The sequence below is a fragment of the Streptomyces prunicolor genome (assembly GCF_045162825.1).
In the GTDB taxonomy this organism is placed as follows: domain Bacteria; phylum Actinomycetota; class Actinomycetes; order Streptomycetales; family Streptomycetaceae; genus Streptomyces; species Streptomyces prunicolor.
In genome coordinates, this window is the sequence record NZ_CP108676.1 from 7,934,951 (window position 1) to 7,950,868 (window position 15,918).

At 68.0% G+C, this 15,918-nt stretch carries 13 protein-coding genes; 7 read left to right on the forward strand and 6 right to left on the reverse strand.

Going from position 1 to position 15,918, the window contains the following annotated elements; genetic code table 11:
• The first annotated feature begins 77 nt into the window (after positions 1 to 77).
• Both OG588_RS36550 and OG588_RS36555 read left to right on the forward strand, forming a co-directional pair.
• Positions 78 to 416 carry a WXG100 family type VII secretion target gene (locus OG588_RS36550; protein ID WP_019064778.1) on the forward strand — a complete coding sequence of 113 codons (339 nt, stop codon included), beginning with the start codon at positions 78 to 80 and terminating at the stop codon, positions 414 to 416.
• A gap of 64 nt (positions 417 to 480) precedes the next feature.
• On the forward strand, positions 481 to 786 hold the full coding sequence (locus tag OG588_RS36555) for a WXG100 family type VII secretion target (protein ID WP_366098952.1): 306 nt from the start codon (positions 481 to 483) through the stop codon (positions 784 to 786).
• A gap of 1,248 nt (positions 787 to 2,034) precedes the next feature.
• Here the strand turns inward: OG588_RS36555 and OG588_RS36560 are convergent.
• From OG588_RS36560 to OG588_RS36570, 3 genes are read right to left on the reverse strand one after another with little or no spacing between them, the layout of a single operon-like run.
• Entirely contained in the window at positions 2,035 to 2,697 is a 663-nt protein-coding gene (locus OG588_RS36560; RefSeq protein WP_405950955.1) for a hypothetical protein, read from the reverse strand.
• Positions 2,697 to 4,874: a hypothetical protein gene (locus tag OG588_RS36565; protein WP_405950956.1), complete on the reverse strand. Its 2,178-nt coding sequence runs from the start codon at positions 4,872 to 4,874 to the stop codon at positions 2,697 to 2,699. The genes OG588_RS36560 and OG588_RS36565 overlap by 1 nt, the downstream gene beginning before the upstream one ends.
• Positions 4,874 to 5,332, reverse strand: coding sequence for a hypothetical protein (locus OG588_RS36570; RefSeq protein ID WP_405950957.1), 459 nt, complete (start codon positions 5,330 to 5,332; stop codon positions 4,874 to 4,876). Before OG588_RS36570 ends, OG588_RS36565 begins: the two co-directional genes overlap by 1 nt.
• A 570-nt stretch (positions 5,333 to 5,902) precedes the next feature.
• Between OG588_RS36570 and OG588_RS36575 the strand changes: the two genes are divergently transcribed.
• Both OG588_RS36575 and OG588_RS36580 read left to right on the forward strand, forming a co-directional pair.
• Positions 5,903 to 6,070: a hypothetical protein gene (locus OG588_RS36575; protein ID WP_405950958.1), complete on the forward strand. Its 168-nt coding sequence runs from the start codon at positions 5,903 to 5,905 to the stop codon at positions 6,068 to 6,070.
• 15 nt (positions 6,071 to 6,085) lie between these two features.
• The gene (locus tag OG588_RS36580) at positions 6,086 to 6,550 is read left to right on the forward strand and encodes a hypothetical protein (RefSeq protein WP_405950959.1); all 465 of its coding nucleotides are present in this window, start codon (positions 6,086 to 6,088) and stop codon (positions 6,548 to 6,550) included.
• A 104-nt stretch (positions 6,551 to 6,654) separates the two neighbouring features.
• On the opposite strand, the gene OG588_RS36585 is transcribed toward OG588_RS36580, so the two are convergent.
• Positions 6,655 to 7,164 carry a hypothetical protein gene (locus OG588_RS36585; RefSeq protein WP_405950960.1) on the reverse strand — a complete coding sequence of 170 codons (510 nt, stop codon included), beginning with the start codon at positions 7,162 to 7,164 and terminating at the stop codon, positions 6,655 to 6,657.
• A 264-nt stretch (positions 7,165 to 7,428) separates the two neighbouring features.
• Complete coding sequence (gene eccCa, locus OG588_RS36590; protein ID WP_405950961.1) at positions 7,429 to 11,394, reverse strand: type VII secretion protein EccCa; 3,966 nt, start codon at positions 11,392 to 11,394, stop codon at positions 7,429 to 7,431.
• 250 nt (positions 11,395 to 11,644) lie between these two features.
• Between eccCa and eccD the strand changes: the two genes are divergently transcribed.
• Together eccD and OG588_RS36600 are read left to right on the forward strand one after the other, a co-directional pair.
• Positions 11,645 to 13,147 (forward strand): type VII secretion integral membrane protein EccD, encoded by a 1,503-nt coding sequence (gene eccD, locus OG588_RS36595; protein ID WP_405950962.1) that lies wholly within the window; start codon positions 11,645 to 11,647, stop codon positions 13,145 to 13,147.
• 116 nt (positions 13,148 to 13,263) lie between these two features.
• Positions 13,264 to 14,787 carry a PQQ-binding-like beta-propeller repeat protein gene (locus OG588_RS36600; protein ID WP_405950963.1) on the forward strand — a complete coding sequence of 508 codons (1,524 nt, stop codon included), beginning with the start codon at positions 13,264 to 13,266 and terminating at the stop codon, positions 14,785 to 14,787.
• Between the two features lie 82 nt (positions 14,788 to 14,869).
• Here OG588_RS36600 and OG588_RS36605 read toward each other — a convergent pair whose 3' ends face one another.
• Entirely contained in the window at positions 14,870 to 15,166 is a 297-nt protein-coding gene (locus OG588_RS36605) for a DUF397 domain-containing protein (protein WP_398854360.1), read from the reverse strand.
• Between the two features lie 303 nt (positions 15,167 to 15,469).
• Between OG588_RS36605 and rpsO the strand changes: the two genes are divergently transcribed.
• A complete protein-coding gene (rpsO, locus tag OG588_RS36610; protein WP_019075416.1) occupies positions 15,470 to 15,757 on the forward strand; it encodes a 30S ribosomal protein S15 in 288 nt (95 codons plus the stop codon).
• Positions 15,758 to 15,918 lie beyond the last annotated feature (161 nt).

A 15,918-nucleotide genomic window follows, 5' to 3' on the forward strand; every position in this document is an offset into this window, starting at 1 on the left:
ACCCGACCAACCAGCGCTTCACCACTCGGTGTTGCGTCCCAGAAACACCAATCTCTCTCGCGAAAGGGAGTGCCGAGATGGCTGACGGCCGCAAGCTTGATGATGCACATGTACAAAAGCTCCAGACGAACGTCATCGACAGGTACGACAACGTCAAGAAGCACCTGCAGAAGCTCCAGGGCTGCATCGACATGATCGAGGCGAACTGGACGGGACACGGTGCCAACGCCTTCAAGACCAAGCAGCACGAGATCAACGACCACATGGTCGGGATCGGCCGCATGCTCGACGACTTCCTGAACGGAATTCACCTCACCAAGCAGGACAAGGACAAGTTGGAGGACGAACTCCACTCCACGATCTCCAGCATCGAAGTGGACGCCGGTGCGAAGACCTCGGCGCTCAACCTCTACTGACCGCCCCGAGCGTCGCACCCCGGACCGCGAGGTCCCTCTCACATCGTCAAGGAGATGAGGAAACATGACTGGCACGCCGCACATGCAGGATCTCGCCGTCAAGTACGGCACCCTGGACGCGCTCGCCACTGAACTCGGCAATCTGGCCAAGCAGTTGGAGAGCGACCTCACGGCGCTGAAGAAGGGCGTCCACGACGCGGCCGAGGGCTGGGCCGGTGACGCCTACGAGTCCTTCAACCGGAAGTCGAAGGAGTGGGACGGCCACACCACTGCCATCCACCAGGCGCTGCTGTCCATCACACAGAAGGTGCACCAGGCCGGCGGCGACTACCGCGGCGGCGACAAGAAGGCGGCCAGCTTCTTCGAGTAGGACAGGTTGACAACAACACCGGGGTGGGCACGCACGGGAGGTGCCCACCCCGGTGTTCGTGTTCCGGGCAGTTCTTCCACACGGTGAACCGAAGACGGCGCACGGATGACCTGTCCTCCTGTCAGGGGCCTTGCCGTGGTTGAGGCTCGGGCACATCGCGTGGTGAGCGGCTCGGTGGTGCAGACGGTGACAGGTCGAAGGCACATCGAAGTTCTGGACCAGACCGGGCGATTTGGCGAGGCCGGCTCGTCAACCGGAGCCGCTTCGGGTACGCAGTGCCCTCTTGCCGATTTCGAGGCCACCGTTCTGCCCACGACCGGGGGTCCACTCGCGGCCGAGCAGGCCCGCCCGCAACTCCTCGCCCGAGACTTCTGTGTGAAGAGCGGAGCATCCACGAAGCCGGTTTCGCGGCGGGCGGTCACCATGACGGACGTTGCCGCCCGCCCCGTAGGTGCCACGGACTCGTCGATTATCTCGGGGGGAGGGGGCGCCGTGTCGGGCCAGGAGGCGCGACTCGTCAGTCTTCCGGCACCTCGAACTCGATCGGGATCGGTACTGTCGTCGGCCTTGCCGGGCTTCCTCAACTCCTGCAGCGAGGCCCAGTTCAGGACCACCAAGTGCATGCAGGTCACCACTCTCGCCGAGACATGCGCCCACCATCCCGAACGCGTAGGTCGGCGCCCCCGACCACCCGAGTTACGCCAGACCGTCTGGAGCGGACCGGTCAAACGCCGTGAACCGCACCACAGACCTCATAGCGTCACGACCGCCTCTCAGGACTGGAATCTTCCGAGGATTCCGGTGTGGCGGAAGGCGGTGGTGGAGGCGGCGGCGGGTACAGCGGGCGGGAAGGGATCCGGGGGCCAAGCAGGCCTACAGCAGGCGGGCCTACGGGCGGAGGGGGCTGAGGTTCCAGCGACCGGTGGGGGCGGGGCTCCGGCTGTCGGGGTGTGAGGGACGGTGCCGGTGCCGGAGGTGGAGGCGGGGGTGCAGGCAGTTCCCCGTCCGGCAGGACCGGGCCGCCCGCCCGCATCCGCTCGATGGTCTGCTCAGCTCGGTGGCGTGCCCGCGGGTCGTCGTCGCGCTGGAAAACGAACACATGAACCCATCGGGAGATTCTCCCGCTCGAAAGCAGCTGGTACCCGAGTGCGTGAGCGATGTCCTTGGCGCGAGGCCGTGCTGACGCATCGAGCCGGAGCTCGACGCGGCCCCGGCCGTCGAAGCGGGACCGTATCTCGTCGCCGTCCATCAACGGTCTCCGTAGCGTGGCAGTTCCTGGGGAAAATCGTGGGTGCCTTGGCATTCGGCCAGTTTGTAGGTGTGTTGGGCGAGCTGATACGCGAAATCGGTGAGGGTCTGTCGTAGCGGCACGCTCTTGGTGTTGGCAGGATTGCTGATCCAGGTCTCACCGACCACTGCGTACGGTTGGGTGGAGTTGTACGAAGGGACGCTGGGCGGAGTGCAGGGCACGTACACCGACGAAGTGTTTTCGCTGGAATCGATCTGGGCCAGGGCTTCTATGTTGCCCACGGAGACGCGGATGAGCTGATTCTGCTTCCCGGAACCTCGATAGGATTCGAGCCATTTATCGCGGGATACCGGCTCGACCTGCGCCTTCCCGGACAGAATCGAATCGTTACTGGTGGTCACGTGACACGAGAATGTGAGGTTGTACCCCGCGCCCTGGCTGTTGAAGCCGCTGTCGGCCGATCGGGCCTTTGGTAGGACTTGCTTGACCGTGTCCCGCTCAAGGGTGCCGTCGCACATTTTGTTCGGGAGTAGATAGAGACCTTTGTTTAGGAAAGCCCAACCAGCGCCGCAGAACAGCACAGGAAACAACAGGACTAGGAGGAAGGCTTTTACGCTCGGCCAGGTGCCGAGTTGCGTTCTGCTCGTCTGTGACGTCTCCATCAGGGACGCTCCTTAGTGTTGCTCAGGTACTCACTACTGGCGTCCCATCCTTCGTTGACGGCGTTGCCGACGATACCGTCGGTGCCATCTTTGGGTAGGTCCGCATGATGCCGAGCGAGTGCGTCGTCAGTCGACCACTGCGTTTGCTGGCTGACGGAGTCTCGCATGGCGTACAGGTTCTTGGCGCTCGCGTACAGCCCTTCATCCTTGGCTCCATGCATCTGCTGGCCTTCAAGGAGACGGTCAACGGCCCCACCCGCAACGGCTCCGGCTGCTCCGCCGACCACGGAACCCATGACCTCGCCGCCCAGATACTCGGGGAGCTTGAGGCCTGTGAAAGCGATATTGACCCAACTCTTGGCGGCATCCCCCTTCTGGGCCAAGGCTTTGTTGTATTCCGTCTCCCCGTCGACGGCGGCCTTGACATCACCGTCTGCCACGGAATGCCCGACGATACCCTCGATGACGCCCGCGTTCCTGCCGATATCCGCGAGAACCTGCTCGCGGGGGCCGTCGAACAAGGACGGGTCGGCAAGGTGTGATTCGAGCAGGCTGCCGGTGTAGATACTTTCCCCGTAGATAATCCCGGCCCTGCCTGCAGGGTCTGCGGATGTCGCGGAAAGGAACCTCACCACATCTGGGACGTGCTCCCCCCGGAATGCGTCAGGCCATTCGCTGTTCGTAAGGAAAACGGAATTCGAGTGAGGGCCGGACAGGGCCTGGCTGATCTCCGGCATATAAGCAGCAGCCATGTCTCCGAAGCTCTCGCCCAAACCCCGTGCCACCAGGTCCGAGCCCTCGCCGGGCTGCGCCACCGCCTCCATGATGTTCGCCATGATCTGTACCTGAGCCACGCTGTGTCCCGGTGCCATGGAGTTGGTGTCACCGTCGGTAACTCCCGTGACGGCGGCTTCCAGGGCGCGACCGAGGGACTCGCCTCGGTCCGTGTAGCCGGTGGTGCCGAGCATGTGCTCCAGATCCGGCTTGGACTCGAAGGCGTGCTCCGCCGCCTCGGGATTGTGGGAGAGGCCGTCGAACAGCCCCTCCAGCGGGTCTCTGCCGTTCCCGTCGCCGAAGACGAGGTCCACGGCGTCGTACCCCTTGACCCACAGGTCACGGGTGCCGGCGTCCCCTGCTGCCTTGTCCGCCTTGAACAGCTTCTCCCGGTAGTCGTCGAGGAACTCGGTGTCGTACGTGCCCTGGCGCATGAGGCTGCTGATGACCTGGGAGCCCAGGGCGCCAATCGGGTTGGGCGAGTCGGCGGCACGGAAGTTCGTGTTGCGCTCGGCGATGAGGTCCTTCTTCCAGTCCCGCATGGCGTCTGAGTCAGAGAAGGACGCCGTGGCCAGAGTCAGGCTCATGTTCGCCTGTAGGTCCTCCATCGTCTTGAGTTCCGAGCCCCTGGCGCCGGCGTGCGCGGAGGCCATCTCGGTCCAGAACTGGAGCGTCCCCTTGGCCCCCAGACGGGTCGCGAACTGCTCCGCGAACAGGGAGTCGTCGTGGTATTTAGCCATCGTGTGGTTGAAGTCGGCGATGTCGTCGAGGCTCATGTCGGCCGGGTCCTTGGCCATCTTCGCCAGTTTCTCCGCAGCCGCGACGGCCTCTGCCGCCTCGTCCCGGTCCGCGTAGGAGGCGTCGGCGAAGCCGTACTTGGCCTCGTCGACAAGAAGCCTCAGGACCTTCGCGGCGCTCTGGTCGCTCTGCGTCGCCTTGGTCAGGATGCTTTGGATCTCGTCGCGGAGGGCATCCACCGTTTTCTGATCCGTCGCGCCGGTTTTTCCGCTGGGGTCGGACGCCCAATCGGGCCGGGTGTTCCCCGTGACGGTGAACGTGCCGTCGCCCGTGTCGATCACGCTCAGGTTCTGCTGCGAGGCCCGCGTGATCGCATCGTTCAACTGGGTTCGGAAACCGATGAGTTCGCCCCGGGTATCCGCCAGGATCTTCGTGATGGAGTCAGCCTGGGTGTGCGCGTCGCCGAACTCGGCGGCCGTCTTGTCGACGAACTCGCGGGTGACGGTGGCGTTGACGCCGGACCAGTTGGCTTTGTCCGCCCTGCCCTTGAGGTTGCGCTCCGCGTCCTCCTTGAGGCTCGCGAGCTTTGTCGTCATCTGTTCCCAGTCGGTGATCGCCTCGCCGAGCTTCGAGAAGTTACCGAAGCGGAGAGCGTCGAGGTCCATCAGCGGTCCGTCCTGTGGTCGAAGCCCTTGTCCAGCAGGGAGATGCTGCTGAGAGTGCCCGCGATGTAGCTTTCGTCGGCCGCGTGCTGGTTCTTGGTGAACCGCAGGTGGTTCGAGATGTGCGCGCAGGCGTCCAGCAGGGACTGCACCTGGTCGACCCAGCGCTCCGCGACATGATCGAGCGCTCCACCGAGCGCGAAGCCTTCGTCCTTGAGTCCTCCGGCGGCAGTCACGGAGGCGACACGGGCGTAGTCGCTGTACTGCCCGAAGTCGTCGAACAAGTCCTGTGCCGCCGATCCGACCGCGGCGAGATCCTTCTGGCTGACAGTGAGGTCGCCCCACGCGCTCTTACCCTCGCCCCCACCGCCTTCCGAAGGCGTGAGCTGGTTGAGCTGCATGTGCGCCGACTGCTTCTGAGCCGCCTCGGACTTCAGCTGCTCCCACTCGTCCCATGCCATGCGCGGCCCCTCCCCGTTGGTCTGCTCCGCCCTCGTCCTGACGAAGGCCGGCGAGCTATCTCGCGTGCTTCGACATGGCGGAACCGGCCTCTCAATTTACCAATGGATCAGCTTCACTTGACCGATTCCAAACGGGAACGACCAACCTCCGCATCCCCTCCACAGGCCGTCTGAGTCAGTGCGGGGGCCTTTCGATGAAATCCCCACCAGAGTCGGCTGGGATGCCTCCGTACTCGACTCCCGCCACCCCATCACTGACGCCCGGCGCCGTACCCGCGTATGGGTCCAACAGCACTGGAAACTCGATGAGTTGGGCGATTCCGTGGAGCTGGCCGTCGAGGAGCTGTGCAGGAATGCCGTACGGCACGGGGTGGGCTTGCCGGGTTGGAGCTGATCCTTGGGGCCTCCGGGCGGTTCGTTCCGGCCGTACTGCGTGTCATGGTGATCGGTGATCCACCGGGCACCGGATCAGGTACCCGAACTGGTGGGCGGCGGGAGCGGACGGGTTCGCCGGTGCCGAGGTGGGTGTCAGCGCCAAGGCGGCCAAGGACGAGTTCACCGTCTGAGTCGGTGGAGACGGCACACCGCCGAGAGGTCGGCTCTGCCGACGCGCCCACCCTGACCCAGCGGTTGCCCTTCACCTCCGTGATCGACGGAACGCGCCGCGATCTCGTCCAGTCGCAGGTGTACTTGTCCCTGTCGGACATCGAGGATCCGCACAGTTCGCCCGGATACTGAGACGGAGGCCTAGGGATGGGGCGTCTTTGGGACAGACTGACCGGCACAAAACAGCCCGAGAGCGGGGTCGCCCCACTGCCGAGCACGGAGGTCCGGGCAGCGTTGCTCGCACTCAACGTGCCGGACGTGCCGTACCGCGTGCGCAACGCTCTCCCGGCGGAGAAGGCCGACCTGGTGGCGGAGTGCCAGGTACAGCGGGTAGGTGTGAGACTCAAGACCCGGATGCGCCTGAACCCGGAGAAGAACGAAGTGCGTTTCCTCGACGAGCGGTGGGAGAACCGTTCGTCCGACAACGCCAACGCACAGTACGGACGTGGGAATGCACCCGCGACGTACCGGCAGTGGGAGACGAAACAGGGCCCCGACGGCCGTCGGCAGAAGGTCGAGGTCTTCCGCTTCGACACTCGGGAGATGACCGACCCGCTGCGGGACGCCGTCCTCGCCGCAGGCTGGACCTGGCGAGGAGTGTTCAAGCTATGACCGGCCGGTGAGCTTCAGAGCCGACTGAGGGATGCCGCCAGGCACTGGCGCGAGCGGGGCATCCGGGAACCCATCCGAGCCCCCGCCTCCCTCCTGGCAATGGCTCAACTACCCTGCCTGCACCCCTGCTTGGCCATCGCCCCAGGGAAGTAGGCCCCCAGGAACGAGCGCAACGCATCCCGCCGCCGCGAGGTCTTCCCGGGAACCTTCTCCTGGAGCTGCACCAACGTGACGAACTTGCGCTGCCGGCCCTCGTACGTGCAAGTGCCCACCGCCATCGCTCCGTTGTCCGCCACCCTGGCACTGTCACCGACGTCGACGGAGGCCGGGTTGCCGAGACGTAGCAGGGCCCGGTCCTGGACCTTGATGGGGTCGGTCTCCGCGGGGACGACGTCGCCCGACAGGTAGACGACCAGCTTGCCGTCCACCGACAGACGGCAACGCGGACTCTCCTGACCGGAGTTGTAGGCGCGCTGGGTGAGCTTCTGTCCGTCCGGCAGGAAGGGCGACAGCAGATCCGAGTCGACGGCCACCCCGCAGACCTTGTCCGGAACGGTGTAGGCGCGTGCGTCCGAGTCCGTGCAGCCGGCCGTGACCAGGACAAGCAACGTCACCGCAGCGGCGGTGACAGAGGCCGCCGTGCGCCGCGTCGAAGGTACTGATACACCCTTTCTCACTGATCGCCCACCAGTCCCTGAGCCCGCGCGTTGCCGTCCGCCGGAAGCCGGTTCGGCTCCCTGCGCGCGGACTGCTTCCGCGCCGCCTGGCCCTTCAGCCGTTCCCACGCGTGCCATGCCACGTGTGGACCCCGTCCCCGTGCCCCCGTAGGCCCCGCCCGCTGGACGGGACCAGTCCGTCGACCGCCTCCCCGCCGACCCTCAGTACTCCCCTTCCGGCATCAACCCCGTCTGCACCAACGGCTTCCCCCGCTTCCGCGACACGAACACCCCGCGCCCCGCGGGCATCGGCCGCGGCCGCACCCCGCCCAGCACGTCGCCCTCGCCGGGGTCGCCCGCCAGGACGACGCCCTGGGCGCCCAGTTCCTGCATGCGCTGCATGAACGGCTCGTACGCGGCGCGTCCGGCGCCTGCCGTGGAGCGGGCGATGATGAAGCGGACGCCGACGTCACGGGCGAACGGCAGCATCTCCGTGAGGTTGCCCAGCGGGTTGCCGCTGGACGTGGAGACGAGGTCGTAGTCGTCCACGACGACGTACACCGTCGGGCCCTGCCACCAGCTCCGCTCGCGGAGTTGCCGGGCCGTCACGTCGGCCGTCGGGGTCCGGCGCTGCATCAGGTCCGCCAGGGCGACCATGTGATGGTCCATGGCGTTGGACATGGGGATGTACTCGGCGAGGTGCGAGGCCGGCGTCGCGTCCAGCAGGGAGCGCCGGTTGTCGATGACGAAGAGCTTCGCCTCGTCGCCGGTGTACCGCTCCGACAACTGCTTGATCAGCAGCCGCAGCAGGTTCGACTTGCCCGACTCGCTCTCGCCGAAGACGAGGAAGAACGGGTCCTGCTCGAAGTCGACGAAGACCGGTTCCAGATTGTTCTCGTCGATGGCGAACGTGACACCGCGCTGCGGGAAACGGTCGCCCGGCGGCAGCTGCGCGGCGGTCAACTCGCGTGGCAGCAGCCGTACTTCGGGCGCGCCCGGTGCCTCCCAGTGCCGGGACACCTCGTTCGCCAGCGCCTGGGTCGCGTCGGCCAGGTCGGTGTCCGAGACCAGGCCGTCGATGCGCGGCACCGCCGCCATGAAGTGCAGCCGCTGCGGCGACACACCGCGTCCGGGGACGCCGGTCGGGACGTTCACCGCCACCTTGCGGTCGATCTCGGAGTCCATCGTGTCGCCGAGCCGCAGTTCGAGGCGGTTCATCAGGTGGTCCTTGAGGTTCGCGCGGACCTCCATCGACCGGGACGCGGTGAGCACCAGGTGGATGCCGAAGCCGAGGCCGCGCGCGGCGATGTCCAGGACCGCGGCCTCCAACCCCTCGTAATCCGCGCGGAAGTTGCCCCAGCCGTCGATGACGAGGAAGACATCGCCCCAGGGCTGGTCCGTGACCGAGATCTGGCCGCGCGCACGGCGGGACCGGAACTCAGCGATCGACGGGATGCCCGCCGAGCGGAAGTACTCCTCGCGGCGCGTCATCACGCCGTACACCTCGGAGACCGTGCGCCGGACCTTCTCGGGGTCCAGGCGGGAGCCGACGCCGCCCACGTGCGGCAGGCCGGCCACCGAGGAGAGACCGCCGCCGCCGAAGTCGAGGCCGTAGAACTGGACTTCGTACGGGGTGTGGGTCAGGGCGAAGGCGCAGATCAGGGAGCGCAGGAGGGTGGACTTGCCGGACTGCGGGCCGCCGACGATCTGCATATGGCCGGCCGCGCCCGAGAAGTCGATCCACAGGTGGTCGCGGCGCTGCTCGTACGGCTTGTCGACCAGGCCGACCGGGACCACCAGCCGGCCCGCGCCCTCGTAGCCGGGCTGGGTGAGTCCGCGGCCCTGCACCGCCGTGAGGCCGGGCAGGAGTCCGTCCAGCGAGGGCGGGCTGTCGAGCGGCGGCAGCCACACCTGGTGGGCCGCCGGACCCTGCGCCTCCAGTCGGCGCACGATGACGTCGAGCACCGTGTCGGCGAGCGCGTCGTCGATGTCGGGGGACTCGGTGCGCTGCTGCGGAACCGCCGTGTACTGCACCGGCACTTCGGCCGCCGTGAACAGCACCGGCCGCCGGTCGACCGGCAGTTGGCCGGCGCCGATCGACGCCTGCGCGGAGCTCGAACGGTAAGTGCCGGACACGTAGGCGGCCTTGAACCGCACCATCTCGTCCGTGCCGTACTTCAGGAAGCCGGACCCGGGGACGTTCGGGAGTTCGTAGGCGTCCGGCACGCCCAGTGCGGCCCGCGACTCGGCCGCAGAGAAGGTGCGCAGGCCGACGCGGTACGACAGATAGGTCTCCAGGCCGCGCAGCCGGCCCTCCTCCAGGCGCTGCGAGGCCAGCAGCAGATGCACGCCGAGCGAGCGGCCGATCCGGCCGATCTGCACGAACATCTCGATGAAGTCCGGCTTGGCGGTGAGGAGTTCGCTGAACTCGTCGATCACCAGCACCAGGGAGGGGATCGGCTGGAGCGGGGCGCCCGCGGCGCGTGCCTTCTCGTAGTCGTGGATGTTGGCGTAGTTGCCCGAGTCGCGCAGGAGTTCCTGGCGGCGGTTGAGCTCGCCGCGGATGGAGTCGCCCATGCGGTCGACCAGCGTCAGGTCGTCCGCGAGGTTGGTGATCACGGCCGCGACGTGCGGCATCTGCGCCATGCCGGCGAAGGTGGCGCCACCCTTGAAGTCCGCGAGGACGAAGTTCAGGGTCTCCGAGGAGTGGGTGACCGCGAGGCCGAGGACCAGGGTGCGCAGCAGCTCGGACTTGCCGGAGCCGGTGGCGCCCACGCACAGTCCGTGCGGGCCCATGCCCTCCTGCGCGGCCTCCTTGAGGTCGAGCATCACGGGCCGGCCGTCCTCCCCGAGCCCGATCGGCACCCGCAGCCGCTCGGCCAGCGAACGCGTCCGCCAGGTGCGCTTGGTGTCGACGGAGGCCGCGTCACCGAGGTTCAGCAGATCGGTGAACTCCAGGTTGGCGAGCAGCGGTTGGTCGTCGTCGCCACCGGACGCCATCCGCAGCGGCGCCAACTGCCGCGCGAGCGCCTCGGCGGACTCGTACGAGAGCGCGTCGGGCGTCCCCTCGTAGACGTCTCCGTGCCCGGACTCCAGATGCAGCGACGTCGGCTGTACGACGATGGAGAGCTCGCCGCGGACAGCGGCCGGTTCGCCGGGGACGACGTCGACGAGCGTCACGCCCTGCAGGCCCTCGGGGTTGGCCAGGACCGAGTCGGGGGGCAGGGAGACCCCGTCGAGGACGATGACGATGTGCGGCTCGTCCGGCAGCGCTGTCGCGTCGGGGTGGAAGCGTGGCCGGCCGGTCAGCCGGGCGGAGATCAGGTTCTCCAGCTCGCGGATGTCGCTGTCGATCAGCCGGCGGGTGCCCGCGCCGTCCGTGGCACCGGGCGCCTGCGCGTGCGGCAGCCACTTGGCCCACTCCCAGTGCGGCAGGGACTCCCTGGCCGCCGCGACCACGATCATCAGGTCCTCGGGCGAGTGCAGCGCGGCCAGCGAACCGGCCAGGGCCCGGGCGGAGGACCGTACGGACTGCGCCTCGCCGCTGATGGTGAGGTAGGAGAAGGCACGCAGGGAGACCGCCATCGGCAGGTCGTCCAAGTTGCCGTGGACGGACAGGAAGCGCTGCATCGCGCCCGCCGTCAGCGGCTCCAGCTGGTCGACCCCGCCGGTCTCGGGGGCGATGAGCGGAGTGGCTAGCGACTGCCGGCCGAGGCCGATGCGCACCTGGCCGAAGTCCTCGTCGCCCGGCCGCCGTTCCCACACCCGGCTGCCCTCGGCGACCAGTGCCCAGAGCTGCTCGGGGGAGGGGTGGAGGTAGTACTGCGCGTCGCGCTGTGCCCGCGCGGTGTCCAGGGCGGTCCGCCGGGTCTGCGCCAGGTAGCGCAGATAGTCGGTGCGCAGATCCGCCAGCTGACCCTGGTTGCCGCGGCGGAAGCGGACCACCATCGCGATGGACATGGCCACCGTCGAGACGATCATCACCATGCCCATGATCTTCATGAACGGCTGTCCGTTCGTGAAGAAGAACACCACCGAGCCGCCCATGCCGAGCGTCGGCAGCAACTGCATCAGGACGCTCTCCTGATGCCCCCGCGGCAACTCCGGCGGAGGTTGCAGGACGATCTCGTCCGTGGGCACCTCGGACGGCAGCGCGCGCGGCGGGCGCTTGACGACGATGTGGCTCACTGCTCACCAATTCCCTTGCGCGGCCCCGGGACTACCGTCCGCCACCCCGTGTCAGGCGGACGCAGGCCGCCGCGCGATCCTACTGACTTCGCGCGGGACGGGTGAGCGGTAGGGTGCCGGATGTTCGCGTGAGCACACGCGAACCAGGCTGGAAAAACAGGGCATTTCACGCGATGTGAAGGTGCGCGGGACATGCTGCGCGACACCTTCACGACGCAGACGCAGAATCATCATTGAGGGGGAGCAGCAGGTGAGCATCACGGCCTCCGCGGCGGGCGGGCCCGGTACCGGAGCCCCGGTCGGCACCGGACCGGGGCTCGGTTTCTGCCGGGTCACGATCGTCGCGCCCGACAGTCGCATCGACGTGGCACTGCCCGACGACATCCCGGTCGCCGACATCTATCCGGAGATCCTCAGGCTCTCCCGGCAGAGCCCCACCGAGGGCGCCCCGGTCGGCTATCACCTGGTGCGCCGGGACGGCACCGTCCTCGACAGCTCCCGCACGTTCGCCGCCCAGCGCATTCTCGACGGCGAACTCCTCACCCTGCGCCCCTTCTCCGAGTCCCTCCCGCCCGCCGTGTTCGACGACGTGTCCGAGGCGGTCTCGGCCGCGGTGACCCGCGAACACACGCTGTGGAGCGGCGAGTTGACCCGCGCCGCCGGTCTCGTCGGCGGCGGTGTCCTGCCCGCCCTGCTCGCCTTCGTCGCCTGGACCGCCGACCCGCGCCACGACATGAACAGCCTGCCCGGCATCCTCGCCGCGGTCGTCGGCATCCTGCTGGTCGTCCTGGCCTGCGTCCGCGCCCGGGTCTACGACGACCGGTCCTCGGCCATCGCGCTGGGCCTCGGCGCCCTGCCCAACATCGGGGTGGCCGGCTCGGGCCTGCTGCCGCTCACCGACGGCCAGGGGATCGGCAAACTCCAGTTCCTCCTCGCCTGCGCGGCCGTGCTGGTGGCCGCCGTCGTCCTCACCCTGTGCTCCCCCGGCGGGGACGCGCCGTTCGTCGCCTTCGTGTTCGCGTCCGCGGTCGGCCTGATCGTCGGGTTCATCGCGATCCGGGCCCACTGGACGCCGGCCGACATCGCCGCCCTGTGCGCCCCGGTCGCGGTCGGCGCGCTGGCCTTCCTGCCGGGCCTCTCGATGCGCTTCGCCCGCCTGCCGATCGGCTTCGACCCCCCGAACACCGCCCCGCGCAGCGCGTACGGCACCGAGCCCGCTGCCCAGGAAGCGGTCGACACCGAACGCGTCGCCGCCCAGGCCCGCCGCGGTCACGAACTCCTCGTCGGCCTCGTCGGCGGCTGCGCGGTCACCGCCGTCGGGGCCACGGCCGTCCTCGGCTTCTCGAACGACGTCTGGGCCCAGCTGCTCGCCCTCGCGACCGGTGTCGCCCTGCTGATGCGCGCCCACCTCTTCCGCTACACCGCCCAGGTCGCCCCCGTCCTGGCCGCCGGACTCGGCTCCCTCGTGCTGCTCGGCCTGGGCCTCGCGCTCAACCCGCCGAACTCCCTGATCCACGAGGCGCTCCGCGGCGACCGCGGCGGCCTCGACCTCCGTACGGTCTGGCTCGTCGCGGCGATCGCGGCGGCCACCGCACTGGTGACCGCGCTCGGCCTGATCGTCCCGCGCAGCGGTCTCACCCCGTTCTGGGGGCGCTTCCTGGAGATCGCCGAGGGCTTCGTCCTGCTGACGCTGGTGCCGCTGGCGCTCGCCGTCTTCGACGTGTACGCGACGGTCCGGTCACTGACGAGCTGACCCGGCGTCTGTTTCTCGTAGAGGACAGCTTCTCGTAGGGGACAGCCGACGAGAAGCGGACGTGTGCCCGTGAACAGACGTATGCCCGCGAACAGGCGACGAAAGGATTCGTCCGCGTGAGCTTCGGCCCACCTCCCACCATGTACACCCAGTCCACCCTCGCCGAGGACGACCAGCGCAAGAAGCGCCGCCGGAACAGGCTGCTCGGACTGCTGGCGGTCGTTCTCGTGGCGGCCGTGGGCACGGTCGGTCTGCTGGCGGCCGGAGGTGGCGACAAGACGGAGGCGACGACCGACAACGCCCCGGCGGCGAGCCAGGGCCGCCTCGACGTCCGCGAGACCGTCGAGAAACAGCCGGCGAGTACCACCGGAAAGATGGCCGTCCGTTTCTCGGTGGACGACCTGAGTCCGGGCGAGGAGTACCAGATGCCCGGCATGTGGGCGACGGACAAGATCCTTGCCAAGGGCATCAACAAGACCCTCGTCGGCCTGGGTATCGGCACCGACGCCGTCCCGGGCGACGAGAAGTGGAAGCTCCCCCTCGACGGCCCGATCTGCGGCTACACGCGCCATGTGAACGGTGAGAACCGCACGGCTGTCCTGTTCCGGGCCAACGACCGGGGCGGGGCCTACTGCAACCACGTGGCGTTCTTCGACCTCGACGACGGCAGCGAGGTCTGGGAGACCGACTTCCCCTATTCCAAGCTCGGGGACGACACGGGCCTCGCGACGGGCGGTGACGACGAGGACACTCCGAGCGTGACCCTGACGCAGGGCACGGTCGTGGTGACCTGGGGAGGTGGCACCGACGCGTACAGCATGACCACGGGGAAGCGACTGTGGGAGACGACGTCGACCGGCTCCTGCCAGGACATGGGCGCCGCCGGCGGAGGTGCGCTGCTCATCCGCCAGGAGTGCTACCACGACGACGCCCCTCCGGGCTCGCTGGACGGCATCACCTACAAGGCGCGCAAGGTGGACCCGGAGACGGGCAAGGTCCTGTGGACGTACTCCGCCGCGAAGGGGATCCGGGACCTCGACATCCCGTCCGCCGAGCCGCCTGTCCTGGCCGTCCAGGCCGGCCAGATCGGCATCTCCGAGATGCTCTCCCTCGACGCCAAGGGCAAGATCCGCGCCGTGATCCGCCTCCAGAACGGCACCTACGTCGGCGAGTGCGCGTACGACGACTACCTCACCATCGACGACTGCCCGACCATCGCCGTCGGCGACGGCCAGGTCTTCCTGCGCAGCAAGGAGTCGGGTGAGCTGGTCAACTCCAACTGGCTCATCGGCTTCGACCTGGCGACCGGGAAGACCACCATGAAGTTCGACTCCGGCCCCGGCTCGCTCCTGTATCCGGTACGGATGAGCGGCGACAAGCTCCTCGCCGTGCGCGTGACCGACGAGCACATCATGCCCTCGGGGCTCGTCAGCCTGGATCCGAAGACGGGCAAGGAGACCCCGTACCTCTACTTCGACCTGCCGGAGGAGGCCGACCTGATGACGATGACCGACTACAACGACATCGTCGTCCAGGACGGGCGCATCTTCTTCGGCGTCAAGAAGGCCGAGGGCCCCGCCGCCGGTCAGCCCAAGTGGGTCTATCTCGTCCTGGGCATCGAGAGCATGGCGGTGAAATAGCCGCGGCCCCGCACGCACGCGACGGGGGGTGGGAGCCGGACCGAACCTTCGGCCGACTCCCACCCCCCGTCGCGTGAAGGCGCTACGCCTCCGCCCCCGGCTCCCCGTTGTGCGGCGCCGGCTCCAGGTCGAACTCCCCGTCCCGGGCGCCCAGCACGAAGGCCGTCCACTCCGCCTCCGTGTACCGCAGCACGGTGTCCGGGTCGAGCGACGAGCGCATGGCCACCGCGCCGTCGGGCAGGTCGGCGATCTCGACGCGCTCCTCGTGCTCCTCCGTGCCCGGCGCGCTGCGCCACTCGACACCCGAGATGTCGAGGGCGTACAGCTCGTCCCGCTCCCGCTCCTTGCGTGCCTTGATCTCCTGCTCCGTCTCCGCCATGGCGAAGCGACCCCTTCCGGACGAACCGACGTGATCCACGTTCCATCCGTGGACGGAACGCTCCGTCCACGGATGGAAGTCACCCTAGTGGCCGTATCCGCCCCGGTCAGGGCCCTTCACGGACCTGGACCGAGGCATCCCCCCAGGCTGGTACGCTGTGTAGCGGCCGTTTGTGTACGCACCCCTGGAGCTCACCGCTCCGGAGGCAGCGCCCTACGGATCCCGCCTCCCGAGTTACGGAAGCTCCCCTGAGAAGTGGACCAGGGGCACTCGGTGGCACATCTCAGACTACGAGGAGTACGCGTGTCGCTCGACGCCGCTACGAAGAAGCAGCTCATCACCGAGTTCGGTCAGAAGGAGGGCGACACCGGCTCCCCCGAGGTCCAGGTCGCCATGCTCTCGCGCCGTATCTCGGACCTGACCGAGCACCTCAAGACCCACAAGCACGACCACCACTCCCGTCGTGGTCTGCTGATCCTGGTCGGTCAGCGCCGCCGGCTGCTCCAGTACCTGGCCAAGAAGGACATCCAGCGCTTCCGTGCGCTGGTGGACCGCCTGGGCATCCGCCGCGGTGCTGCGGGCGCCAAGTAAGACGCCGTGAGGGGAGCGGGTCCCGAAACGATCGGGAGCCGCTCCCTTTGCCGTATGTGCGGATTGCCCGTACGTGCGGAAACGTGCGGAGTGTCACTCACGCTTTGTAGTGTGGTAGCACAACGCACGATGTGAACGCAGGACGTACGACCCAGCACGAC

Bases quoted from the DNA above. Each gene is read 5' to 3' on its own strand.
- OG588_RS36565 (WP_405950956.1), bottom strand. From the start codon at position 4,874: ATGGACCTCGACGCTCTCCGCTTCGGTAACTTCTCGAAGCTCGGCGAG.
- OG588_RS36570 (WP_405950957.1), bottom strand. From the start codon at position 5,332: ATGGCATGGGACGAGTGGGAGCAGCTGAAGTCCGAGGCGGCTCAGAAG.
- OG588_RS36605 (WP_398854360.1), bottom strand. From the start codon at position 15,166: ATGGCGGAGACGGAGCAGGAGATCAAGGCACGCAAGGAGCGGGAGCGG.
- OG588_RS36580 (WP_405950959.1), top strand. From the start codon at position 6,086: ATGGGGCGTCTTTGGGACAGACTGACCGGCACAAAACAGCCCGAGAGC.
- OG588_RS36550 (WP_019064778.1), top strand. From the start codon at position 78: ATGGCTGACGGCCGCAAGCTTGATGATGCACATGTACAAAAGCTCCAG.
- OG588_RS36560 (WP_405950955.1), bottom strand. From the start codon at position 2,697: ATGGAGACGTCACAGACGAGCAGAACGCAACTCGGCACCTGGCCGAGC.
- OG588_RS36555 (WP_366098952.1), top strand. From the start codon at position 481: ATGACTGGCACGCCGCACATGCAGGATCTCGCCGTCAAGTACGGCACC.